Annotated in this window: 23 protein-coding genes and 1 riboswitch; of the genes, 4 read left to right on the plus strand and 19 right to left on the minus strand. The window is 48.2% G+C overall.

Going from position 1 to position 22,477, the window contains the following annotated elements; genetic code table 11:
• Window positions 1-131 precede the first annotated feature (131 nt).
• From MKX46_RS13100 to MKX46_RS13185, 18 genes are all read right to left on the minus strand, one after another.
• Window positions 132-1,397: an ABC transporter substrate-binding protein gene (locus tag MKX46_RS13100; protein WP_341071305.1), complete on the minus strand. Its 1,266-nt coding sequence runs from the start codon at window positions 1,395-1,397 to the stop codon at window positions 132-134.
• Between the two features lie 15 nt (window positions 1,398-1,412).
• Window positions 1,413-2,249 carry a carbohydrate ABC transporter permease gene (locus MKX46_RS13105; protein WP_318627941.1) on the minus strand — a complete coding sequence of 279 codons (837 nt, stop codon included), beginning with the start codon at window positions 2,247-2,249 and terminating at the stop codon, window positions 1,413-1,415.
• Window positions 2,249-3,130: a carbohydrate ABC transporter permease gene (locus MKX46_RS13110; protein WP_029518514.1), complete on the minus strand. Its 882-nt coding sequence runs from the start codon at window positions 3,128-3,130 to the stop codon at window positions 2,249-2,251. Before MKX46_RS13110 ends, MKX46_RS13105 begins: the two co-directional genes overlap by 1 nt.
• A gap of 173 nt (window positions 3,131-3,303) precedes the next feature.
• A complete protein-coding gene (gene glyA / locus MKX46_RS13115) occupies window positions 3,304-4,554 on the minus strand; it encodes a serine hydroxymethyltransferase (protein ID WP_013312336.1) in 1,251 nt (416 codons plus the stop codon).
• A gap of 120 nt (window positions 4,555-4,674) precedes the next feature.
• Window positions 4,675-5,262, minus strand: a complete 588-nt coding sequence (locus MKX46_RS13120; protein WP_029518515.1) for a TIGR01440 family protein — start codon at window positions 5,260-5,262, stop codon at window positions 4,675-4,677.
• A gap of 219 nt (window positions 5,263-5,481) precedes the next feature.
• A riboswitch (ZMP/ZTP riboswitch) is annotated at window positions 5,482-5,563 on the minus strand.
• A gap of 78 nt (window positions 5,564-5,641) precedes the next feature.
• Window positions 5,642-6,226, minus strand: coding sequence for a low molecular weight protein arginine phosphatase (locus MKX46_RS13125; RefSeq protein WP_029518516.1), 585 nt, complete (start codon window positions 6,224-6,226; stop codon window positions 5,642-5,644).
• A 103-nt stretch (window positions 6,227-6,329) separates the two neighbouring features.
• Window positions 6,330-6,890 (minus strand): manganese efflux pump MntP, encoded by a 561-nt coding sequence (locus tag MKX46_RS13130; RefSeq protein ID WP_029518517.1) that lies wholly within the window; start codon window positions 6,888-6,890, stop codon window positions 6,330-6,332.
• Between the two features lie 142 nt (window positions 6,891-7,032).
• A complete protein-coding gene (locus tag MKX46_RS13135) occupies window positions 7,033-8,280 on the minus strand; it encodes an L-threonylcarbamoyladenylate synthase (protein WP_341071307.1) in 1,248 nt (415 codons plus the stop codon).
• A gap of 155 nt (window positions 8,281-8,435) precedes the next feature.
• Window positions 8,436-9,128, minus strand: a complete 693-nt coding sequence (gene spoIIR, locus MKX46_RS13140; protein WP_341071308.1) for a stage II sporulation protein R — start codon at window positions 9,126-9,128, stop codon at window positions 8,436-8,438.
• Window positions 9,129-9,387: 259 nt separating this feature from the next.
• Complete coding sequence (locus MKX46_RS13145; protein WP_029518520.1) at window positions 9,388-10,581, minus strand: FtsW/RodA/SpoVE family cell cycle protein; 1,194 nt, start codon at window positions 10,579-10,581, stop codon at window positions 9,388-9,390.
• Between the two features lie 75 nt (window positions 10,582-10,656).
• Window positions 10,657-11,556 (minus strand): peptide chain release factor N(5)-glutamine methyltransferase, encoded by a 900-nt coding sequence (prmC, locus tag MKX46_RS13150; protein ID WP_341071309.1) that lies wholly within the window; start codon window positions 11,554-11,556, stop codon window positions 10,657-10,659.
• 3 nt (window positions 11,557-11,559) lie between these two features.
• On the minus strand, window positions 11,560-12,627 hold the full coding sequence (gene prfA / locus MKX46_RS13155) for a peptide chain release factor 1 (RefSeq protein WP_013312344.1): 1,068 nt from the start codon (window positions 12,625-12,627) through the stop codon (window positions 11,560-11,562).
• Between the two features lie 272 nt (window positions 12,628-12,899).
• Window positions 12,900-14,000 (minus strand): redox-regulated ATPase YchF, encoded by a 1,101-nt coding sequence (gene ychF / locus MKX46_RS13160; protein ID WP_013312345.1) that lies wholly within the window; start codon window positions 13,998-14,000, stop codon window positions 12,900-12,902.
• Window positions 14,001-14,133: 133 nt separating this feature from the next.
• Window positions 14,134-14,625 (minus strand): GNAT family N-acetyltransferase, encoded by a 492-nt coding sequence (locus MKX46_RS13165; protein WP_029518522.1) that lies wholly within the window; start codon window positions 14,623-14,625, stop codon window positions 14,134-14,136.
• Window positions 14,622-15,722 (minus strand): type 2 isopentenyl-diphosphate Delta-isomerase, encoded by a 1,101-nt coding sequence (gene fni, locus MKX46_RS13170; RefSeq protein ID WP_341071310.1) that lies wholly within the window; start codon window positions 15,720-15,722, stop codon window positions 14,622-14,624. Before fni ends, MKX46_RS13165 begins: the two co-directional genes overlap by 4 nt.
• Window positions 15,723-15,989: 267 nt before the next feature.
• On the minus strand, window positions 15,990-16,448 hold the full coding sequence (locus MKX46_RS13175; RefSeq protein WP_029518524.1) for a DMT family transporter: 459 nt from the start codon (window positions 16,446-16,448) through the stop codon (window positions 15,990-15,992).
• A gap of 58 nt (window positions 16,449-16,506) precedes the next feature.
• Window positions 16,507-17,211 (minus strand): Crp/Fnr family transcriptional regulator, encoded by a 705-nt coding sequence (locus tag MKX46_RS13180; protein WP_029518525.1) that lies wholly within the window; start codon window positions 17,209-17,211, stop codon window positions 16,507-16,509.
• Between the two features lie 59 nt (window positions 17,212-17,270).
• Window positions 17,271-17,696, minus strand: coding sequence for a DMT family transporter (locus MKX46_RS13185; RefSeq protein WP_069010024.1), 426 nt, complete (start codon window positions 17,694-17,696; stop codon window positions 17,271-17,273).
• Window positions 17,697-17,926: 230 nt separating this feature from the next.
• Here MKX46_RS13185 and MKX46_RS13190 point away from each other — a divergent pair, with 230 nt between their 5' ends.
• Window positions 17,927-19,423 carry a phospholipase D family protein gene (locus tag MKX46_RS13190; RefSeq protein ID WP_069010025.1) on the plus strand — a complete coding sequence of 499 codons (1,497 nt, stop codon included), beginning with the start codon at window positions 17,927-17,929 and terminating at the stop codon, window positions 19,421-19,423.
• 35 nt (window positions 19,424-19,458) lie between these two features.
• On the opposite strand, the gene cls is transcribed toward MKX46_RS13190, so the two are convergent.
• On the minus strand, window positions 19,459-20,970 hold the full coding sequence (gene cls / locus MKX46_RS13195; protein ID WP_029518528.1) for a cardiolipin synthase: 1,512 nt from the start codon (window positions 20,968-20,970) through the stop codon (window positions 19,459-19,461).
• 204 nt (window positions 20,971-21,174) lie between these two features.
• Between cls and MKX46_RS13200 the strand changes: the two genes are divergently transcribed.
• The 3 genes from MKX46_RS13200 to MKX46_RS13210 are packed head-to-tail and all read left to right on the plus strand — an operon-like array spanning window position 21,175 to window position 22,468.
• The gene (locus MKX46_RS13200; RefSeq protein WP_069010026.1) at window positions 21,175-21,768 is read left to right on the plus strand and encodes a TetR/AcrR family transcriptional regulator; all 594 of its coding nucleotides are present in this window, start codon (window positions 21,175-21,177) and stop codon (window positions 21,766-21,768) included.
• Between the two features lie 44 nt (window positions 21,769-21,812).
• Window positions 21,813-22,154 (plus strand): DMT family transporter, encoded by a 342-nt coding sequence (locus MKX46_RS13205; RefSeq protein ID WP_013312354.1) that lies wholly within the window; start codon window positions 21,813-21,815, stop codon window positions 22,152-22,154.
• Window positions 22,154-22,468, plus strand: coding sequence for a DMT family transporter (locus tag MKX46_RS13210; protein ID WP_013312355.1), 315 nt, complete (start codon window positions 22,154-22,156; stop codon window positions 22,466-22,468). Before MKX46_RS13205 ends, MKX46_RS13210 begins: the two co-directional genes overlap by 1 nt.
• Window positions 22,469-22,477 lie beyond the last annotated feature (9 nt).

Here is a 22,477-nt window from a genome sequence, read left to right on the forward strand (position 1 = left end):
GCTTTACGTGTGACTTTCGTCACATAAAAACACAACAAAAAGGCTCTGACGGCCCTTGACCGCCAAAGCCTGAAGGCTTTATACTTCCTGCCCGAGCTATAGCCTTTGCCTCCTCATGCAGAGGTATTCTTTTATCTATACTTCAAATTGTCCCATGCCCCCTGAAATTGCTGAAGCATTTCATCCTTTGTGATAACCCCTGCAATATAGGCTTGCATACTGCTGCTTAAATCCTGATTCAGCCCCTTCGGAAAGCGTTGGAAGTTCCAACTCCATATCTTGCCTTCCCTCACATGCCGAGATATTTCTGCACCTAGATCGCCTGTCGTCTCGTCGCTGGACGTAATACTTTTGAAGGCGGGAACAAACTTAAACTCCTTGGTGATATAATGCTTGCCTGTTTCTGATGTGACCAACCAATTGAGAAATTCTTTTGCCTCCTGCTTCACAGGCGAATTTTTGTTGACCACCCAGTTCGAGGCTACTCCCACCGCGAGTCTACCTCCTGTGGAGGGATCATTGTCTATAGGCGCAGGCAGAATACCCAAATTCAAGTTAGGATTAATTCCATCTATTTGCGGTTGCGTCCAGTTCCCCTGGTGCATCATAGCAGCCTTACCTGTCGAAAACAGCGTCACTTGTGTATTGTAATCCGTCGTGAGCGGATTGCGGTTCCCATATTTTATAGTCAGGTCAAGCAACTTCACCCACTGATCGAACACCGGGTTACCGGGGATGCGAGCCGTTCCTTTGTTTAAATCCTCAACATAACTTTCCGGGTTCGGCTGTCTGGCAAACGGAATATTGATAAAATGGTTCCCCAGAACCCACCATTCCGCATACCCGTTAGCAAAAGGTATAATCCCTGCCGCTTTCAGTCGCTTGGCCGCTTCCTCCAGTTCATCTATCGTCTGAGGTAGTTTGGTTATGCCCGCTTTTTTGAACAAATCCTTGTTATAAACAAAACCAAATCCTTCTAGGTTCATAGGCTGTCCATAAATCTTACCGTTAACCGTCATCGGCTTACGAGCGAAATCGTCCAGATCCTTTACCCATGGCTGATCCGACAAATCCTCCAAGTACTCCAACCACGTATCGCGGTCCTGGTAGCCCTCATTTGTGAAAATGTCCGGCTGATCGCCTGATGCGAATTTAGCCTTCAACGAAGCACCGTAGTCCGTACCACCACCGACAGATTGGATATCCAACTTGATGCCAAGGTGCGCTTTTTCATATTCTGCCTTCAGCTTATTTAGCGGTTCCGAAATCTCTACTTTGAATTGATAAATGTGTATCGTTTTCGTTTCACTCTGTTGAGCCTTCGTATTTCCGCAACCTGCAAGTGTACATGCGAGCAGCACCATCAAGGAGATGACAAGCAACGCTGTTCTTTTCATCGGATATCCCTCCCTTCAGCCTTTGACCGCACCGGCTGCAATGCCAGAAACGATGTATTTTTGCATCACCAGAAAAAACACAACAATTGGCGTGATCCCCAACACCAGTGCTGGCAGCGCCAAGTCCCATTGCTTGGTGTACTGACCAAACAACATATAGGTTGCAATCGGAATGGTGCGCAGCTCAGGATCATTCAAAATGAGCGAAGGCAACAGATAGTCATTCCATATCCATAAGGTATTCAAAATAAGCACAGTTACGAACATAGGCAGCAGGAGTGGACAAACGATGCGAAAGAACACCCCGTACCGGGATGAACCGTCCACCCTTGCCGCCTGCTCGATCTCAATAGGTACCGTTTTAATAAAGCCATGAAAAAGAAAAACGGATAAAGGCGCCCCAAAACCCAGATAACATAGGATCAGTCCTGGTATACTATTGTTTAAGCTCAATACGTTGGACACTTCCATAAGCGGCAACATAATCGATTGAAAGGGAACTACCATTGCTGCCACAAGTAAACCGAATAAAAACCGATTAAAAGGAGTGTCATGCCGAACCATCTGGTAAGCGGCCATCGAGCTGATGAGCAGCAAAAGCGCATTACTGACGATCGTGACAATCAGTGAATTCCCCAGTGCTGTGGGAAAGTTTATTTTATTCCAGGCGTTAGCATAGTTTTCAAAACGGAAGGTTGTCGGCCACGAAGCGGAATGGGCCAAAATGTCACCAAAGGATTTAACGGAGTTTACGAGCAAAAAATAGAATGGAACCAGAAAAATTAACCCGATCACAATAAGCAATATTTCAGCAACCCATGTGCCCAAACGGTAGTTTGACGTTTTTTCCATTACATTTCGACCTCCTTTTTCTTCGTGAGACGCACCTGAATGCTGGTAATGATCGCAACGACCACGAAGAAAATCATAGCCTTGGCAGTTCCCAATCCAAGTCGATTATTTGTAAACGCTTCATTATATATGTCCAACGCTACAGACTCTGTCGACTTGAAAGGTCCCCCCTTTGTGAGAGCCAAATTCAATTCAAATACTTTAAAGGACCAGGATATCGCCAGGAACAAGCAGACGGTCACCGCTGGCATAATAAGTGGCACTACAATATGACGCAAAATCTGTCTTCGGCCCGCGCCGTCAATTTGAGCCGATTCAATCAGGGCAGACGGGACATTATTTAACGAAGATATGTAAATAACCATGAGATAACCTGCATATTGCCATACAAACACAATGACAGTTCCCCAAAAAGCAGTTGGCCCATCACCCAGCCACGGCAGTTTAAAAAAGGAAAGCCCTGTTGCCTCCCCTACCGCAGAAAAGCCGCGTACAAATATAAATTGCCAGATGAAGCCGAGCAGCAAGCCGCCAATCATATTGGGCATAAAAAATACAGTTCGCAGTGCATTACGGGTACGCAACGGTTTGGTAAGTGCATAGGCTAGGAAAAAGCCAATCAGGTTCGTTAGAATGACACCACATACGGTAAACCGAACTGTAAACCAGAACGCATTACGGAAATCTGGATCGTCCCTAAAAATATGAACGTAATTCCCTAGCCCGAGCCATCGGATATTTTCAGATACTCCATCCCAGTTCGTCATGGAATAATACAGCCCCAGCAGGAACGGAATGACCATAATCAAGACGAAAAACAACGCCATCGGTCCCACAAATACGAGCTGCTGCAATAATTGCGCGGATTTTCTTTGACTCAATGTAATCACTCCTTTGTCGTAGATATAAAGGAAAGCGCGCATAAACCTTTACTGTAATCGCTTATTACCCAAAAATGTAAGTTTCGAGTCGTTTGGAAGCAAAAAAAGGCTGTTCTCCTCCGGCTTACGGAAGGAAAACAGCCTATAATATAAAGATTATGATTGTCGATGAATTAGTATTGAGTTCCTGGATAAATCGGGAACTTATCTGTTAACTCGCCAACCGCTTGGCTTGCTTTGGACAATACAGTATCATCTTTCGGGTTTTTAAGGGTTTCAGCAATGATTTTACCGATTTTGACCATAGCCTCTTCATCCATCCCACGAGATGTTGCAGCAGGTGTACCAATACGAATCCCGCTTGTTACGAATGGACTGGTCGGATCAAAAGGAATCGCATTTTTATTGACCGTGATGCCCACGGAATCCAATACATGCTCCGCTTCTTTACCTGTGATATTCAAATTGCGCGTATCCAACAGCATCAGATGGTTATCCGTACCACCGGATACAATGTTAATCCCCTCAGCCAACAGTGTTTCAGCCAGCACCTGTGCGTTGCGGACTACATTTTGCGCATAGGTTTTGAACGATGGCTGGAGCGCTTCACCCAAAGCAACCGCTTTGGACGCGATCACATGCATCAGTGGCCCCCCTTGAGTACCAGGGAAAATAGCTTTATCAATCGCTTGCGCCCATGCTTTGCGAGTCAGAATCAGACCCCCACGCGGACCACGCAGCGTTTTGTGTGTCGTTGTTGTTACAAATTGGGCATGCGGAACTGGACTTGGGTGAATTCCCGCTGCCACGAGACCTGCGATATGTGCCATATCCACCATGAACAAAGCACCTACATCATTGGCAATGGAAGCAAAAGCTTCAAAGTCAATAGTACGCGGATATGCACTCGCGCCAGCTACAATCAGACGAGGGCGGTGCTTAAAGGCTGCCTTGCGCACTTCATCGTAGTCGATGCGGAAGTTGTCTTCGCGGACACCATAGGCAGCAAAGTTATACAACAAGCCGGAAGCGTTAACCGGACTTCCGTGTGTTAAATGGCCACCATGCGCCAGATTCATACCCAGTACAGTATCTCCAGGTTTGAGAGCTGCCAGATACACTGCCATGTTGGCTTGTGCTCCAGAGTGAGGCTGCACGTTAGCATGCTCAGCGCCGAACAGTTCTTTTGCGCGGTCACGTGCGATATCTTCAACGATATCTACATGCTCACAGCCACCATAGTAGCGTTTGTTTGGGTAACCTTCAGCATATTTATTCGTCAGCACGGAGCCCATGGCTTCCATTACTGCTTCACTGACAATGTTCTCGGATGCGATTAGCTCGATATTGTGGCGTTGTCGTTTCAGTTCAAGTCCCATTGCTTCCATCACTGCTGGGTCACTTTTACGCAGGTGTTCCATCATGATTGATTACTCCCTCTCCATAGTCAATTGTTGGGTATACAAGCTACCGCCTGCTCCTCTGTTGGGTACCTCATCCTCATTGCAAAAACGATTAGTACAAACATGCCGCCATGCCAAATGCTAATCGCAGTTTCCGCCGACTTCTTGCTCCAGACTGTACACCGCCCGTTGTCCGCCAATAAGTGGAGGACGGGTGAACGCCGCTGTCACACGTGCTTCGCCAATCCAGCGAAGGCTTGGGCGAAACGGAACAGCAATCGGTCGCAGATGCATGCCAATCAGCGTTTCGCCGATGTCTATCCCGGCATGAGCCTGCACGTTCGCCGCCAAACACGCGTCGCTCATAGAACGATAGGCGACGGTAGCCATAGAGCCTCCTGCTGTACGAACAGGAACAGCCGCAACCTCCATCAGTCCCAGTCGCTCCAGTACAGCCCGTTCAACGACCAACGCTCGGTTCAAATGCTCACAGCATTGAAACGCTACATCAAAGCCATACTGCCTGCGAACGGACTCTACTCCAGATAACAGTTGTTGAGCCACATCGAGCGCTCCCGCCGTGCCAATTCGACTTCCAGCCACTTCACTTGTGCTAACGCCGATAACCAGCAGGCGACCAGCCCTGAGACTGGCTGCTTCTGCGATTTCCCGCACAACAGAAGTGGTCTGTGCTTCTAGCGAAATCTCATGATCCAATTGTCCCACCATTGGAACCTCCTTTGGTTGAACAGCCTCTCAGAGACTAGGCACGGTCTCATGCCCCAAGTTCAACACACTCTCTCCTGATCACAATCTCACTATATTATAGCCGATGTTTCAGATTTCGAGCAGAAAAAATGGAAGAACCTTTGAAGGAATCAACCCTCAGCTAAACATCTGGCATAACTTGTATATGAAAAAAGAGCAGTCCACACCTATGTGGAATTGCTCTTTTGCCCAGGCGACCGGCCGTATATCCGATGCTCCATCGTGGTTAATCCCACTTTTGTCGCCAGTTACATCGGATTCTCATTTTTCCACCTTATCTTAACGGATTAACCGTCGAAAATCAACAGATTCCGTACAAAATAGATGAGTAAGAGCGATTTTATTCGGAAGAGGCCTTTAGCTTGTCCAGCAGCTTATGCAGCGCCGTGCGGATTTCCGCAGCTGTGACATCGTAGTCTTCTCGTGAACCGCCAAACGGATCTGAAATATCAAAGCCCGGAATCCGTTGGTGTAATTCAATCATTCGTTCACGCTCCTGCGCCGATAGCTCTTGTCCAAGTGAAGCCATCAACTGCTGTGAAGCATATAAACCGTCCAACTCCTGTACATCATTCAACACCGCATCCCGGTTCTCCACATATTCCTTAAGCGTAAATACTTTGCCCGCCGTTTGGGGAAAGCGCTGAATTACGTGCTGTTTATGTCCTTGCGTCAAGGTTAAGATCAGGTGTGCCCACCCGGCAAGCCCGTCGCTCAAAGGGGTTGAAGTGATCTGATCGGATATATCGTGATCACGTAGAACCGCCTCTGCATGTCGGGATATCGGCGTGCCTTCCATCGCTGCCACTCCCGCAGAACGCACTTCCAGTTCTAGTCCATGCTCAGCAGCCAACTTACGCAGCATCCCTTCAGCCATTGGACTACGACAGGTATTCCCAGTGCATACAAATAAGATATTCTTCAACGTTTTCACCCCCCGTATGTTAAAAAATATATAAACAGAGGATTACTATAATCCTAATCCCTTACTTTAACCCTGCACTTATTTTACACTGTCTGCGCTAAAATCAAAACATAAACATAAAGCCGAATGCCAGCAAAATGGCACCGCCCACTGCTTCCCCGTAATCTCCTAGATTGCGGCTGACCTTGCGACCCAGCAGCAGGCCCAACATCGCCATTGCTCCCCCGCAAAAACCAAATGCCAGAACAGACAGCACCAGATCACTCTGGAACATCCCCAGTGACACTCCTACAGAAAATGAATCCACGCTCACCCCAAGTGCAAACAGCAAAAGACCTAAAGGCGAACGATGATCCAATACCTGTACGCCGTCCCCTTTGAAGGAATTATACACCATATGCCCGCCTAAAAGGATGAGTAGCCCCCCTGCGAAGTAGGTCGTCACATGACCTAATAAAGAACTCATATAATGGCCCGTGAAAATTCCCAGCAATGGCATCAGAATGTGAAAAAAGCCAATAACAGTGCTGATGCGCAGCACGTCTCGCAGGCGTATCCCCTTCATGCCGATCCCTACGCCCAGCGATAACGCATCCATTCCTAGCGCTACCGCCATGATCAGAATCGTTACAACCTGCCCGGCATGGGCAGAGGCTGCCAGCATACTCCATCCCTCCATTATCCGTCTGTTCTTGTACACGTTATGCGGACAAGGGGCAAATCAGTACAAGCATGCACTGAAAGTACCCCATACCGAGAAGAGGAGGGAGGAAAATTTAATATAAGAGGCTCTGATTCGACAGAAGCTACAGGCGGACGATTCGGTGACCTGCCGCTTTAAGCAGGCGGTTCATGACGGCGTCTCCCAATCCTTTCGGCGGACAGGATTCCGCCAAAATGTAGGTGACGCCGTCCTCGTCGCAGCGGCGCAGCACGCCGTATAGGCGCTGCGCTGCCTCATGGAGCGCGTCCAGCTTGCCTAGCGTGTAGACGCGTTCTCCGGCGTAGCCGGCGGTATGCTCGTCGAACGCGAGCACTGCTGTGCGCTCTCCGCTGGCGGAAGCCTCCGCCAGCGCGGCGCGAATCCAGCCCGTCACCTCAACGGACGACGGGCCTTGTACCACGCTCAAGCGGCCTCGCGGCGCGTAGTGCGTGTACTTCATGCCCGGCGAGCGCGGCGCCGGGCTGTCGGCATCCTCCCCGGGCGTAGCGGCCAGCGCCGGGTCCAGCACGACGGCGCGAGCAACTGCAGCGAGCTGCTCAGCCGTCACGCCGCCGGGGCGCAGGATGGTGACCGTTCCGTCGTCAGCCGCCTGCACCACCGTGGACTCCAGCCCCACACCTGTGGGACCTCCGTCTAAAATGCCGCCGATGCGGCCCTCCAGATCCTCCCGCACATGCTGTGCTAGGGTCGGACTAGGTCTTCCCGAACGATTGGCGCTTGGCGCAGCCAACGGACAACCCGCTTCAGCGATCAAGCGCAGTGCTATCGGATGATCTGGCATGCGCACACCAACCGTGTCCAGCCCGGCTGTCACACGTGATGACAGTGCCTGCGGTACCACTGGCAATACGAGAGTCAGCGGTCCCGGCCAGAACATATTCATCAGCGCCCGGGCTGTATCGTTTATTTCTGCTACCATACCCTCTAATTGATCAGCATCAGAAATATGTACAATGAGCGGGTTATCGGACGGGCGTCCTTTGGCAGCGAATACCGCCTCCACCGCTTTTGTACTACGAGCATCGGCTCCCAGTCCGTACACGGTCTCCGTAGGAAAGGCTACCGTCTCTCCAGCTTGGAGAAGTACAGCAGCCTCGCGTATGCCTTTTTCCGCCGCGATCCGAGTCTGTTCAGCCGAAGTTTCGTCAGAAATACCCCCGTCAGTGTTGTTCACAGGAACCAAACATCTTACATCCCACCATTGGGTATGGGAAGACTTCAATGCCTGCTTCAGCTCGCAATTCCCCTGTTCGTCCAGCTTTTGCTCCGATTTTTCCTTTTGCACAAAATCTCCGCACAAGTCTTGCATTTGATTCAATTTATCGCTCATATCAGATCATCCCATATCTTATTGTCGTATACAGGCCAGTGATTTCGCTTGATCCTATATGGCTACTTTGAAAGATCAGTTTATTTGGCTCTGCCATGTGTATATCTATCGTAAGCTCCATTATAGCATATGGGGAAACTTACACTCCTCAACGTTTAGGCAAACAAGCCACTCACCCAGCTGCACAGTCCCGCAAGTGCATCCCACAGAAAAAAACGCACTTCCGGCTCCTTGTCAGTGGTATTCGTCCGACTATCTCCATGATCCGTTTTTGCTGATACCGTTTGTGCCGCTGCTTCCCCACTGCCTGCATCAATAAAGCACAGCGGAGGAAACAGCACGCACCACCAATTTTGACCTTTTCCTTGCCCCAGCGTAACCCGTAGCGCTTCATAATTCCCTGCCGGGTAGACAAGACCACCGTACATTTTCGTCGGGAAAGGTACGCTCGCCAGTTCCACCTGATGATCATACGCAATGCAGCGACGAGCCAGTTCCGTACCTACCAAACGGTCAATTTCAGGTAAATGAGCATCAATCAATGATCTGGCTTGGTCTAAGCTTTGCGGGTTTTCCAACTCACTCACCCAAGCATTCATCTGCTGCACAATAGCGTCCCGTATTTCGCGTTTAACTAGCTGATCCTCCGGGCGATCCGAGTTGGCCAAAATACGCAGTCGAATGGAGTCGTGTGGAATCACCTCCAGCCCTGTTGTAGTCACTCCTGATGCTAAGGCTCCTCTTGTTCCCATGGTCATAGCAGCATCCGTCTTTTGACCTTCCCAAGACATCATTAATATCGAAATACAAAATAGTATCATTGCAGCTTGCTTTACCCAACTTCTCATCTTCGCCCCCCCCAAACCCAAACTCTATCATGTCTATCAGTTTGTCCGGTTTGGGAGAGTCTAAACCTATAAGTCTTGTAAAATATTCATAACCACTTTACAGATTTTCTTCAATACACCCTCGAATCATGCTACACCAAGCTTCAGACCCTCGCCGAGGAATATAAAAAAGCCCAGATTTCACAATCTGGACTCTCGCGTTGCACCGTTTCAACTCACACACAAATACCAATCAGTATCTAGCCACATTCCAACTGTACTAGGCTTTTTTCGCCTTCGTCAAGTTCAATCTGGAAGGCTGTGGCAGATCATCCTCCAGCTCTTGGCCGTGCACCTTAATGCTCATAACCAAGCCGATACTAGCCATGTTAATAAGCAACGAGGTACCACCATAACTTATGAACGGGAGCGTAATCCCCGTAAGCGGCATAATGCCCAGAAACGCACCAATATTCTCAAAAATCTGGTACAGTAACATGGACACAATCCCGACAATAATATACGGTCCGGCGCGATCCCGGCATTCCAGCGAAATCAGGATCATTCGGTGAATCAAAATAAAATATAACAATAACAGCACTGAAGAGCCTACAAAGCCAAATTCCTCCGCTACGACCACAAAAATAGAATCCGCATACGTATAAGGAACACGCCCGGACTGTACCGAGGTTCCTTGCAAAAAGCCCTTGCCCATCATCCCGCCAGAGGCTATCGCCAGCTTGGCATTTTTGGTATGATAAGACGCCTTCGCGGTTGCCTCTTCCGGTACCAACCAAGGGTCCAACCGCTCAACCCAGTGACTACGGCCAATCCCCTTCATAAAGGAATCAATCTCATCGTGAAACGAAATATAAGCTTTGATCCCGCCGCCAACGGCGACTGCAAATACGATGAATCCGATTAACGCATGGGATGCCTTCACATTACCAATCCATAGCATACCAATGACGATGACAATGTAACCAAGCGCATTACCCAAGTCATTTTGTGCCATAACCATGGCAAACGGGACAAAGCTCACCAGAGCCACTGGAAGAACATCCTGAATGAAATACAGCCTACTCTTGCGCTTTTTGATCAGCATATAAGTCAGAAAAATGATAAGAACCAGCTTGAATACCTCGGCAGGCTGAAGATTCAAGCCACCAATTTTCAGAAAGCCCTGAGAGTTGTTAACCGTCCCACCAAAAAATCCGAGACCCAACAGGAATATTCCGCCTCCATATACGTACAGGGCTTTTTTAATGAATATCCGAAAATCGACCATCGCTAAACCCAAGATCGCCACAAAACCCAATATATAATACCCGATCATCTTTTGATAGTCGTTGCCGTGCTCTGCCAAGTTCGTAGGGCCCCTACCTGCGCTGTATACCGTTATGATACTAATCGCCATGAGCAAAACCAGAATAAAGATAACCGGACCGTCAATTTTTTTCAATTTCTGAAGCATGATTTCCCCCTGAGCCGTTTCTCGGTCATACTCCTCTTATTCTAAAGGAAAGACTCGCAAAAAGAAAATGCACCACTACTCCGAGACGCCTAGGACATGTCGTTCAATCCCTGCAAGGTCAGAAACGATTATAATGTTCTTCCAATGACCTGCCTGTTCCAGCAGGCCAGCCACGTCTCTGGCCTGTCCCATCCCCAGCTCAAACCCGATTAGCCAGGGCGGAGCCTGAAGGAGTCCGAGCTGCTCCAGCATTGCCCGATACGGGCCGAGCCCGTCAGGACCACCATCTAACGCCATCCGTGGCTCGTGGTCGCGGACCTCCGGCTGTAGGCCAGCGATGTCAGCAGCCGGGATGTACGGCGGGTTGGACACGAGAATGTCCACCGTCGTTCCCGCAAATGGCGCCAGCAGATCGCCCTCGCGGAATTCTACGGCTGCGCCGTTCGCAGCAGCGTTATAAGCCGCTACTTTTAACGCGGCAGCCGAAATATCCCCTGCCGCTACGCGCCAGCTCGGTCGCTCAGCCGCCAGCGTCACGGCAATCGCACCGCTGCCTGCGCCGATGTCGAGCGCCTGAGGAGCACCGCTTGGCCACAGCCGATCGCCGTGCTGGAGTATCGCCTCGACGAGCAGTTCTGTCTCGGGGCGCGGAATCAGCACCGACGGCGAAACCGCGAACGGGCGGCCATAAAATTCCTGCCGTCCGATAATATACTGCGCCGGTTCACCCGCAGCTTTGCGGGCTATGATCCGTTCCCACGCCTCCTTGGCGGTGGAAGGGAACGGATCACCCAGAGCGGCGTAAAACGCCGTACCTTCCAATCCGAGCACATGCTCCAGCAACAAACGGGCATTATGCTGGGGCTCCAGAACGCCACAGCTTCCTAAAAAAGAAGAAGCCTCAACCAAGGCTTCTCTGACACTCATGTTTCGTTCCGGCGACATCCGATACACACAATCGCGCTCGTTCCCCAAAACTTAAACCTCTTGTTCCATCAAATCAGCCTGCTCTGCAATCGTGAGCGCCGATACGATTTCTTCGATCTCCCCGTTCATCACCTGGTCCAGCTTATGCATAGTTAGTCCAATACGATGATCCGTTACACGGCTTTGCGGAAAGTTGTAGGTACGGATACGCTCACTGCGGTCCCCGGTACCTACTTTGCTCTTACGCTCGCCTGCATATTTGGCTTCCTCTTCCTGACGCAACATATCCGAAATACGGGCACGCAAAACTTGCAGCGCCTTCTCCTTATTGGAGTTCTGGGATTTTCCGTCCTGACAGGTTGCCATAATACCTGTTGGCATATGCGTTACACGCACCGCCGACTTGGTCGTATTAACGGATTGTCCGCCCGCACCGCTGGAACAGAACGTATCCACGCGAATATCCTTGTCGGAAATTTCAATATCCACTTCTTCTGCCTCAGGCATAACGGATACTGTAGATGTCGATGTATGAATACGTCCACCTGATTCCGTCGTCGGAATCCGCTGGACGCGGTGTGCGCCGCTTTCGAATTTCATTTTGCTGTATGCACCGCGGCCGTTAATCATGAAAATAACCTCTTTAAAGCCCCCGAGATCATTCATGTTCGCGTCCATCAGCTCTACACGCCAGCCTTGGGTATCGGCATAACGGGTATACATCCGGTACAAATCAGCTGCGAATAGTGCTGCTTCGTCACCACCCGCTGCACCACGAATCTCAATAATAACGTTTTTATCATCATTCGGGTCCTTCGGCAGCAGCAAAATACGGATTTTTTCATCCAGCTCCCGCTTACGAACACTCAGTTCTTCAATCTCCATTTTGACCATTTCACGCATCTCGTCGTCCAGCTTTTCACCCTGCATGGTTTTTGCAGCTTCCAGCTCTTCAACGACATTTTTATATTCGGTATATGCTTCATAAGCAGGCTGTAAATCAGACTGTTCTTTGGAATAATCTCTAAGTTTTTTGCTATCGTTCGCTACATCCGGATCGCAGAGCAGTTCGCTCAGTTTATCGTAGCGGTCCGCCAATGATTGCAATCGGTCCAACAAGCGATTCACCTCTTCAGTTAAATTAATATGAAGCCAGCTTCAATTTCACTGGCTACAGCTCTTTATTATACCAACTAATTCATGAATTAGCTACAAGAAATACTGACTAATTTAGGATTTTGCAAAAATCCACACGACATGTAATTCAATAAAAAAAGTCGCCGCCCTAATATAGGCAGCGACCGCATTATCTAGCACATTTTAGAACACACTTACTTGAGACATCGTCTTTTATATATCCGAATCGAGTATTGTACTCTAGAAATTTTATATTAAACATTAAAACGGAAATGCATAACGTCTCCGTCCTGCACTACATATTCCTTACCTTCCAGACGAAGCTGACCCCGTTCCTTGGCCCCATTCATCGAACCAGCAGCGACTAAATCGTTGTAGGATACAACCTCGGCACGAATAAATCCGCGTTCAAAATCCGTATGAATTACGCCCGCAGCACCCGGTGCCTTCGTTCCTTTGTGAATCGTCCAAGCGCGTACTTCCTGCACACCTGCTGTGAAATACGTATACAGGCCCAACAAGCGATATGCTGCTTTAATCAAACGGTTCAATCCGGATTCAGCCAATCCCAGCTCCTCGAGGAACATCGCCTTGTCTTCGCCTTCCAGCTCAGCAATTTCAGATTCTACCTTGGCGCTAATCGGCACCACTTCTGCATTTTCAGCCACGGCAAAATCGCGTACCTTTTGCACATATGGATTGCTGTCGGCTTCCGTTACGCCATCTTCGCTAACATTAGCGGCATAGAGTACAGGCTTCATCGTCAGCAAATGAAGATCGCGTACAATCAGCCGTTCTTCATCCGACAATTCTAAGCTACGCGCAGGTTTATCAGCATATAGCGTTTCTTTGATCCGCTCCAACACTTCAACTTCTTGGGTGTATTGCTTGTTGCCACCCTTCATGTTTTTGCGGGAACGTTCAATACGCTTGTCTACGCTTTCGATATCCGCCAGAATCAGTTCCAAATTAATGGTCTGAATGTCGCTGATCGGGTCAATTTTGCCGTCTACATGGGTAATGTTCTCATCTTCAAAGCAACGTACCACATGTACAATCGCATCCACTTCACGAATATGAGCCAGAAACTTGTTACCCAGACCCTCGCCCTTGCTCGCACCGCGCACAAGTCCTGCAATATCAACAAATTCAAAAGCCGTTGGCACCGTTTTATTCGGCACAACCAGTTCGGTCAACTTATCCAGCCGCTCGTCCGGTACTTCAACGACGCCTACATTGGGGTCAATCGTACAAAATGGATAGTTTGCGGATTCCGCACCCGCCTGCGTTATTGCGTTAAAAAGTGTTGATTTGCCCACGTTCGGCAAGCCCACAATCCCCGCTTTTAAAGCCATAATCAGAACAACTCCCGTTTATATAAAATATGCGTTATGCCATCCGTTAGTTTACCAACCCACATTATATATGAGAACCTATACACGCGGCAAGCATACGGTTATGGAATTCAGGATTTTACTATATCCCTATTTAGATTTCTTTGCTCATCTGGATATCTGTAATCCGATAGCCCGACTTGCGATATACATGCAAAGCTCGCTCATTATGCCCAAATACATGCAACCCGATGCGGACAGCTCCCAGCCTGCGAGCCTCCTGTTCCAAAGCCTCCATCGCCATCGTACCTAGACCCCTCCCCTGGTATGAATCGTATACAAGGATATCCAATAGAAAAGCTTCTTCTCCTTGCACGCCGTCCGTAATATTGAACCAGATGTAGCCAGCTTCCTCCTGACTCTGCCCCCCGTCATCGGAAAACATCAACATATACAGGTGAGCATGAGGTGTGTCTAGTCTCTGTGGCAGGTATTGAGCAAAACTTTCTGCCGCTCGCTCTGGTGCTTCTTCAACCGTCCATGTACCTGCTTGGATTTTCTCATCCGCATAGTCGGCAAGCGAGCGTTGTTCAAATCGATCATATTGCTCCGCATTCATCGGAACCAATGTAATAAGTCCGCTCATCCATTTACCTTCTTTCTTAGTCGAGTCGTATCTTTGAGCCCTTCTATTCCATCTACCCCAATGCCAAACATGACCGTGCGGAGTTCCAGTTCGACCTGCTCCAAACGTGCCTCCAGCGCTTCACTAGAGGCAACCGCAGAACCGAGCAAAGAACGCCCGAAGCCTGCCATGTCAGCTCCCAAAGCAAGCACCTTCGCTGCATTGACACCGTCTCTCAGTCCACCGCTGCCGATCAGAGCACCATGTGGCTGAGCGGCTCTGACTTCCACGATACAATCAGCGGTCGAATTGCCCCAGTCCGCAAACGCCTCCGCCGCCGCGCGACGCACAGGATCAGGGTTACGAAATTTCTCCACTTGGCTCCAGCTTGTCCCGCCTGCACCAGCGACATCAATAAAGGCTGCACCCGCATCATACAGTCTTGATGCCGTCTCGCCATCTATGCCCCAACCTACTTCCTTCACTCCTACAGGCACTGAAAGCTGACGACACAACTCCTCGATACGATTAAGCAGGCCGCTAAAATCCAAATTCCCTTCGGGTTGGAAAATCTCCTGCAATCCGTTCAAATGCAGCACCAACATATCTGCTCCAGCAATGTCTACTGCACGGCGACAATCGTCCACGCCAAATCCGTAGTTCAGCTGCACCGCACCCAGATTGGCAAGGATCGGGATACTGGGTGCCAGACGGCGGACTGCAAAGGTTGGAGCCAATTCTTCCCTTTCCACCGCAGCCCGTACCGAGCCGATGCCCAATGCCCAGCCGCGTCTCTCCGCTGTCTCTGCTAATCGCTCATTAATCGCTCCTGTCTCGGCGCTGCCGCCTGTCATGGAGCTAATAAGCAACGGTGTTCGTACAGCCTGTCCTAAAAAAGTAGTATCAAGGCGAACCTCGTCAAATTGCAACTCCGGCAGAGCGCAGTGCTTAAAGACATACCGCTCCAGCCCGCTGGTGATACCTTGTCCGGCCACATCTTCTTGCAAACAAAGGCGGACGTGCTCAATCTTCCGTTCGCCTGTCCGCGCGGCAGGCAACAAAGAGCCGGATCTGTTAAAGCCGTCAGGTGCTCCTTTTTTATTCTCTGTACTACTCATCTATGTTCCACCTCATCCAAAGTCACTCTGTTTATTGTATCAAGTTCAAGAAGCACAAATAAGACCGTTCCCGAACACGGTAACCGATCTATTTATCGTCTCTTATACAAATATCGTATGCCCTTAAAGTGGTTATTTTAAGATACTCTCATTGTATCATGGATGGGAAAATATATACACGATCGTGAACATTTTTTCTCCCCCATAGATCATGTTCAAAATACGCAATAAACCAGTTATTTCGGAAACTTTACAGAAAAGCCGCCCCTAATTGAGCTGCCGCTTTTCTGCAAAATGTCCAAATTTAAACACAAGAATACCACCGATAATGACCAATACACCGATCAGCTTGTTAATGGTAAACGGAATTTTCTCTAATCCTAGCCATCCTAATGAATCCCACAACAGGGCGGTCCCTAATTGCGCTGTCAATACAATGGAGATCGCATAGGTCGGGCCAAGTCGCTTCATTCCTTGTACCAGACAGAACACAACACCGACACCAATCATGCCACTGAACCAGTACCACGGCTGCATATGCTGTAAAGCAAATGTATTTTTCCCTTCAAAAATAAGACTCCCGAGTAAGGAAGCCAAGAACCCTGTGCCCAGCACCAATGTTGTTGTGGCCCACGATCCTGTCCGTTCATTCACCTTATTATTGAATATCGTTTGCAGACTGACCAAGGCACCTGCGATAACCGCCAATACAATTCCTAATAACATATGTTAACTCTCCCTTGATGATCCTTGATATTCTTCTGTTTTTTACTACATGCTCCTATTACAATGATTCATAAATATTATGTCCTGCCAGTTCACTCAAACCTTTTCTGTCCCGAATGACAATATAGCCTTTTGTCCGTTCAACCCATCCATCTTCAATCATTTTGCGAATAACACGGTTGAGATGTCTATAGCTGGTTCCGATCAAATTCGCCACATCTACCAGACTGGATGCCCGTAATTCCTCATGAAAAGCTGTATTCGATTCGTCAAAAGAAACCGATAGCAGGTAGCTCGCCAGTCTGACTTCCACCGGATACATGAGATTAAAACTGGAAAAGTCGGAGTCCAGGCAAAACTTTCGCGTGACAACATCCAATAGAAATTGCAGCAAAGGAGCATAGTCTTTGCCGTATTTGTTCATCCATTGGTGGTGAATACCGATCACATAGATCGGAGACACTGCCTCTACCGTGTTGATGACGTGACTATTCCGAATATATTCAACATCTCCTATGACCTCGATCGGTGTTTTGAAGCAAAGGATCAGGGTTTTCCCTTCTGTAGAACTGGTATAAATCTTGACCTTGCCCTGCACCAGTATATATAGATGCTCAATGGGATCCCCCTGTAAACAGAGCTTTTCCCCTTGCTCCAAACGATGCAACGACAAATAAGGATGTAGTGGCTCGTAGAGTATGGATTCCAACTCATGCAGCTGCAAAAAATATTTTAGCTGCTCTTGATCCTGAATTTCTCTCATTCCTAAGCTCACCTTCAATCTCTACATTCTAAGCTTTCTTTACAAGTTAAATTTCTATTTTAAAGCTTCAGAATAATTACACCCGCGATCATCATACCAATACCTATAAATTGTGGCAGCTTCATCTTTTGCTTCACTATACCGAACCATCCCTTAATATCTACCAGAAAGGTTAAACACAACTGCGCAATCAACAACGCCGAGATCGTGAACGTAACCCCAATATGTTGGATCGCCGTGACTTCACTAAATATAATAATAGCTGCAAAGGCACCGCCCCAAAGATACATTGGCTTCACCTGTTTCATTTCAGCCACATTGCCATCCCTTGTAAACATCCAGACTAATGCTGCCAAAATAAACCCTATTAGCTGAGTAACAGCAGCAGCCTGCCATGTACCAATATCCTGACTAATCCGTGTATTCGCTACACCTTGTAGCGTAATACACGCTCCTCCCAGAAAAGCAAACAAGATTCCTCTCATAAATCGTTATTCTCCCCATGTAAATGACTTTTCTATATATTAAATTATAGGGCAGACTCTCTATAAAGGACATATGTCCTCAACGAATAGTAAAACATCCTTCATTTCATTCAGTATCCGCGTCAATCCTGCACACTTGCGTTAATAACTTGACAGTATCCCATCATAAAACTGCATGTTCCGGCACGGTAAAACGGAATGCAGCATCCAATTGAGGAGTTGATCGTCATATGACTACACGTGATCCGCTGCATTCTAAGCCGGAATATCAAAGAAAATCCAGGCATAAGGGCCGTGCCCTTAAAATCGCCATTCTGGTACTTATCCTTTGGCTGATTGCCGTCATGCTGTATCAGACCCATAAACCCTTGCCTCCGTTCGTCTCTTATGAGAGCCAGGAGTATTCAACCCATGAGGTAAACTTCTGGACGGATTTGACCTATCCCACCGGGGATGGTAGTACTGCACAGCATGAAGGACAAATTTTGAAGCGTATGCTCGGGATCATTGATGAAGCCGAGCAATTTATCGTCATCGATCTGTTTCTGTTCAACGACTATAAGCATAAAGGTCAGCACTTCCCCCAAGTTAGCGCACAAATGACCGATCATCTTATTGCCAAAAAGAAAGCTCATCCTGATATGCCTATCTTTTTCATTACAGATGAAGTCAATACCAACTACAATTCTGCTCCCAACCCTTTGTTGGAAAATATGAAGCGAGCAGGGATTCAGGTCGTGCAGACCGATGTAGATCCCCTGCGGGACTCTACACCCATCTATTCGGCGGTGTGGCGTACCTTCTTCCAATGGTTCGGGCAGCAAGGCACAGGCTGGATTCCCAACCTGATGGCCAGTGACGGACCGGATGTTACGGCTCGCTCCTATCTTAAGCTGTTAAACGTCAAGGCCAATCACCGAAAATTGGTTGTCAGCGAACAGACAGCGCTCATTTCTACAGGCAATGTGCACGACGCGAGCGCCTACCACTCCAATGTAGCGCTGGAGGTGAAGGGGCCCATCATCGGAGACATTTTACAAACGGAACAGGCGGTGTTGGACTTTTCGGGCGGTGGGCAGCTTCCTGCCTATACACCACAGGCCGAACCCAAAGTTCCATCGAGTAAGGACAGCTATCGAATCAAATATCTAACTGAGGGCAAGGTGTACACCTCGGTTCTGGATGGCATCGGGCAGACGAAGAAAGGTGACAGCATTCATATGGGCATGTTTTATTTGGCTGACCGCAAAGTATTGAATAGCCTACTGGATGCCTCTGCGCGCGGTGTAAACATCCAATTACTGCTGGACCCCAATGAGAACGCGTTTGGTCAGGAAAAAATCGGCATCCCCAATCGTCCGGTCGCCCAAGAGTTGTCCGATAAATCGGGCGGGAACATTCAAATTCGCTGGTATCATACCACCCATGAGCAATTCCATACCAAACTGATTTATATCGCCAAGGCGCAAGGAGAGCATATCATTTGGGGTGGCTCTACCAATCTGACGCCCCGTAATCTGGATGATTTGAATCTGGAAAATGAATTGTGGGTGGCCGCTCCGGCGGACAGCAAGCTGACCCGACAGGTTGCGGCCTATTTTGATAAGCTATGGAATAATCAGGGGGCTGAATACAGCTTGGATCTAGCAGCTTACGAGGATCATTCAACATTTTGGAAAGATATTATATACCGTCTACAGGATATTTTAGGCTTTACTACATTTTAACTACCGAATAGTGCTGTAGCGAATTCGTTTATGACCTACAACAGCGGTGAAAGCAGCCGCGCGAGCGATTCCATCAAACGTTTGAACAGACGTTTTTTCATGAATTCTTCGCGTACGATCAGACTGGCAGAATGCAAATCTCGTTCGTAGTCTGTTACCATCTGCTGCACACTGTGCGTTTGAATTAACAGAGCGTTAACTTCAAAATTCAAATGAAAGCTACGCATATCCATATTGGCTGTCCCGATGGTCGCAACTTCCCCGTCAATGATGAGGAGCTTGGAGTGGAGGAACCCTTTTTCATATTCATATACCTTGACTCCAACCTCCAGTAACGACTGGAAGTACGAATGAGACGCGAGAAAAGGTAGCCATTTATCCGGTTTTGCGGGAAACAGAATACGTACGTCCAACCCGGACAAGGCAGCCATCCGTAAGGCAGTCAGGATATCTTCATCCGGGATAAAATAAGGAGTGGCAATCCAGACTGATTTTCGGGCGGACGTGATCATGGAGAAAAACAGATTTTTAAGCACTCTCCGCTCATTATCCGGGCCGCTAGCAATAATCTGCACGCCTCCGTCTGTAATGGGTTCAATACTGGGAGACAGATATTCGCTATCGAGCACCGACTCACCCGTCATGTGAAGCCAATCCTGTAGAAATATAAGCTGCAACGTCCGCACAGCTTCGCCCTTCACAATCATATGCGTATCACGCCAAAAGCCGTAGGCTTTGTTGCGGCTGAGATACTCATCTCCCACATTTAGACCACCAATTAATCCGATATTACCGTCGATGACTACAATTTTACGGTGATTACGATAGTTTACCCGGCTGGAGAAGAACAAGATCCGAGCGCCGCCGTACGCAACAACCTCTACTCCTGCATCTCTCATTTCTTTCAAAAATGACTTTGACAACTGAATACTGCCCACCGCATCGTACATAAACCGAACCTTAACACCCGCTTTAGCCTTTTCAATCAAAATTTTCTGAATGCTGGTACCGATATCATCCGAACGGAAAATGTAATATTCCATATGGATATGATGCTGCGCCTTGCGCAGCTCTTCTAGCAAAGTGGAGAAGGTTTCATCTCCATTGTTCAGAATTTGAGTTTCGGTCGCAAAATAAATCGGGGAGCGGGCCAGTCTGCGTGCCAAACGCATCAACTGCTGCTGTTCATCTGTAAAGCAGGTCAGATCCCGTTTGACTCGCAAAGCATCCTTTTCTATGCGGTCGTAAGCCTGTTGGTCACGCAATGCCTTTTTATCATACTTGCGACGCTTGAATACATTTTGCCCAAACAGAAAATAGAGAGGAAGTCCAACAACTGGCAGCAATGCCAGCAGCAAAATCCAGGACATCGTAGTGGAGGGATTACGATTCTCCGTAAAAATAATCAGACTGATGGAGATCACTGTCAGGGTGGAAAAAATACTGATGACAGTTCCTTCATTTTTGCCGATGTAATTAAACAAGCCAAAATAATAAATAATAAACACCATAGCCGCGATCAATACGGCTAGTAAGCTTCGCCTCATAACTAACCTCACTTCCAGTGGACTACATTCGACAAGTATTCTTCATTATATTGTACATGAGCCCCTTATTTCTTCCCACTTTTTTATTAAAATGTTGATAAAAAAATCCAAAGAAAAGCTTTATACAAAACACAATGATGCTGGGTTGACACTTACTTTTTTTCGTGCAAGAATAAACTAACGAACGTTAGGTAGGTGACAATAATGGGAATGGAAGAGATTCGAAAGGCCGCTCTTTTTCAATTTGCCACCAATGGGTATGAAGGAGCATCCTTGAGCAGTATTGCCGCTGAGGTCGGTATCCGAAAACCGTCTATATACGCGCATTTCCAAGGCAAAGAGGATCTGTTCCTACAGGTAGCGAGGTATGCTTTTCAAGAGCAGAATCTACGTATTTTCGAGTACTTTACGGAACGTAAAGATCAGCCGCTTAAGCATACCCTGCATGACTTCTTGTTTTGGATGGGACAGGAATATGAGAGCAACGACTCAGCCAAGTTTATGCTTCGCTTTTCCTTCTTTCCGCCTGTATCGTTGTATAACGAGGTGCTGGATATTGTTAATCCTTTTCTGGACAAAATGGAGCGAAAATTAACTCGTCACCTCCGTAATGCACGGGATCGGGAACCCTTTGGGCATATGGAGCCAGTGGATGTGGCTTTAGCCTTTATGACACTGGTGGACGGAGTCATGGTGGAGCTCCTGTACAGTGGAAGCGTCAACTACCACCGAAGACTGGACGCTGCATGGCCTATTTTTTGGCGTGGGATTACGTTAACCTCACCTCATGAAGCATGAAGCCGTCGAACTTATAAAATTTATTTTTGAGGAGAATATTCATCATGAATCGCAGTTGGATTTACGTCTTTGTTGGCGGCCTGATTGAGGTCGTATGGGTATCGGGTTTGAAGCATGCGGATTCTATACTCGCCTGGGCTGTAACCGTGCTGGCTGTGGTGGCCAGCTTTTATTTGATCATGAAGGCTGCGAAGCGTTTGCCTGTAGGCACGGTATATGCTGTATTTACTGGACTAGGGACAGGGGGAACGGTCGTAGGCGAAATGCTGCTATTCGGGGAACCGTTTCAATGGTCCAAAACGCTGTTAATCGCCCTTTTGCTGGCAGGTGTGGTCGGCCTGAAGTTAGTTACCGACCGTGATGTTCAGGAAGGGAGTGGCGCATAATGGCTTGGATTGCTTTGGTTATCGCGGGATGCTCGGAAGTATTAGGAGTCATTGGTATGAAGGGAGTTACGGTGGGCAAAGGCTGGAAGTCCTTAGTGCTTATGGTCTTATCCTTTGTTCTTAGCTTTTCCCTGCTCAGCTATGCCATGAAAAGTTTGCCTATGGGGACTTCCTATGCGGTATGGACAGGCATCGGAACGGTTGGTAGCACGATTACAGGCATGTTCTTGTACGGTGAACAAAAAAGCGTACTGCGTGTCTTATTCATCGCCATGATTCTTGCCGCAGCATTGGGATTAAAGCTAATATCTTAGCATAAGCGA

The sequence above is a fragment of the Paenibacillus sp. FSL P4-0113 genome (assembly GCF_038009305.1).
GTDB classification, from domain to species: domain Bacteria; phylum Bacillota; class Bacilli; order Paenibacillales; family Paenibacillaceae; genus Paenibacillus; species Paenibacillus polymyxa_D.

Excerpts from the sequence above, each read along its gene's own strand:
- MKX46_RS13100 (WP_341071305.1), bottom strand. The coding sequence starts at position 1,397 with ATGAAAAGAACAGCGTTGCTTGTCATCTCCTTGATGGTGCTGCTCGCA.
- MKX46_RS13105 (WP_318627941.1), bottom strand. The coding sequence starts at position 2,249 with ATGGAAAAAACGTCAAACTACCGTTTGGGCACATGGGTTGCTGAAATA.
- glyA (WP_013312336.1), bottom strand. The coding sequence starts at position 4,554 with ATGATGGAACACCTGCGTAAAAGTGACCCAGCAGTGATGGAAGCAATG.
- MKX46_RS13120 (WP_029518515.1), bottom strand. The coding sequence starts at position 5,262 with ATGGTGGGACAATTGGATCATGAGATTTCGCTAGAAGCACAGACCACT.
- MKX46_RS13130 (WP_029518517.1), bottom strand. The coding sequence starts at position 6,890 with ATGCTGGCAGCCTCTGCCCATGCCGGGCAGGTTGTAACGATTCTGATC.
- MKX46_RS13135 (WP_341071307.1), bottom strand. The coding sequence starts at position 8,280 with ATGAGCGATAAATTGAATCAAATGCAAGACTTGTGCGGAGATTTTGTG.
- spoIIR (WP_341071308.1), bottom strand. The coding sequence starts at position 9,128 with ATGAGAAGTTGGGTAAAGCAAGCTGCAATGATACTATTTTGTATTTCG.
- MKX46_RS13145 (WP_029518520.1), bottom strand. The coding sequence starts at position 10,581 with ATGCTTCAGAAATTGAAAAAAATTGACGGTCCGGTTATCTTTATTCTG.
- ychF (WP_013312345.1), bottom strand. The coding sequence starts at position 14,000 with ATGGCTTTAAAAGCGGGGATTGTGGGCTTGCCGAACGTGGGCAAATCA.
- MKX46_RS13165 (WP_029518522.1), bottom strand. The coding sequence starts at position 14,625 with ATGAGCGGACTTATTACATTGGTTCCGATGAATGCGGAGCAATATGAT.
- fni (WP_341071310.1), bottom strand. The coding sequence starts at position 15,722 with ATGAGTAGTACAGAGAATAAAAAAGGAGCACCTGACGGCTTTAACAGA.
- MKX46_RS13175 (WP_029518524.1), bottom strand. The coding sequence starts at position 16,448 with ATGTTATTAGGAATTGTATTGGCGGTTATCGCAGGTGCCTTGGTCAGT.
- MKX46_RS13180 (WP_029518525.1), bottom strand. The coding sequence starts at position 17,211 with ATGAGAGAAATTCAGGATCAAGAGCAGCTAAAATATTTTTTGCAGCTG.
- MKX46_RS13185 (WP_069010024.1), bottom strand. The coding sequence starts at position 17,696 with ATGAGAGGAATCTTGTTTGCTTTTCTGGGAGGAGCGTGTATTACGCTA.
- MKX46_RS13190 (WP_069010025.1), top strand. The coding sequence starts at position 17,927 with ATGACTACACGTGATCCGCTGCATTCTAAGCCGGAATATCAAAGAAAA.
- cls (WP_029518528.1), bottom strand. The coding sequence starts at position 20,970 with ATGAGGCGAAGCTTACTAGCCGTATTGATCGCGGCTATGGTGTTTATT.
- MKX46_RS13200 (WP_069010026.1), top strand. The coding sequence starts at position 21,175 with ATGGGAATGGAAGAGATTCGAAAGGCCGCTCTTTTTCAATTTGCCACC.
- MKX46_RS13205 (WP_013312354.1), top strand. The coding sequence starts at position 21,813 with ATGAATCGCAGTTGGATTTACGTCTTTGTTGGCGGCCTGATTGAGGTC.
- MKX46_RS13210 (WP_013312355.1), top strand. The coding sequence starts at position 22,154 with ATGGCTTGGATTGCTTTGGTTATCGCGGGATGCTCGGAAGTATTAGGA.